Annotated in this window: 1 pseudogene; it reads left to right on the top strand. The window is 56.1% G+C overall.

The features are described 5' to 3' along the window. Positions 1-421: pseudogene (locus OC445_RS26950) on the top strand (hypothetical protein); the annotation flags it as partial.

The raw sequence follows: 421 nt of genomic DNA, 5'->3' as shown, positions 1-421 counted from the left end.
AGTCGGTGAAGCCGAATGCAAAAGACCAGCCGGTGAAGCCAGGTACGACTGATCAAGCGGTGAAGCCGGATGCAAAAGACCAGCCGGTGAAGCCAGGTACGACTGATCAAGCGGTGAGGCCGAATGCAAAAGACCAGCCGGTGAAGCCAGGTACGACGGATCAAGCGGTGAAGCCGGATGCAAAAGGTCCGAGGGTGCTAATAGATCACGGCGGATTGACGCCGAAACCGGGTAGAAACGATCATCCAGTGAAGCCGTCAGTGCCGATGCCTTCAGTGAATGTCACTAATGATGCTGAAGCAAATGTGCATGTGAGCATCAATGTCGCTCACTGTCACTGCCCTGATACAAAGGACGGGCCAACCCCGGACTTAAATCCCAGGCAAGGTCCGACGCCGGAATCGAACCCCGTGCCCCAGCT

The sequence above is a fragment of the Pseudomonas sp. Pse35 genome, from assembly GCF_024519715.1.
In the GTDB taxonomy this organism is placed as follows: domain Bacteria; phylum Pseudomonadota; class Gammaproteobacteria; order Pseudomonadales; family Pseudomonadaceae; genus Aquipseudomonas; species Aquipseudomonas paracarnis.
Note: the sequence above shows the minus strand (reverse complement) of the source record. Positions and strands in the feature narration are given on the sequence as shown.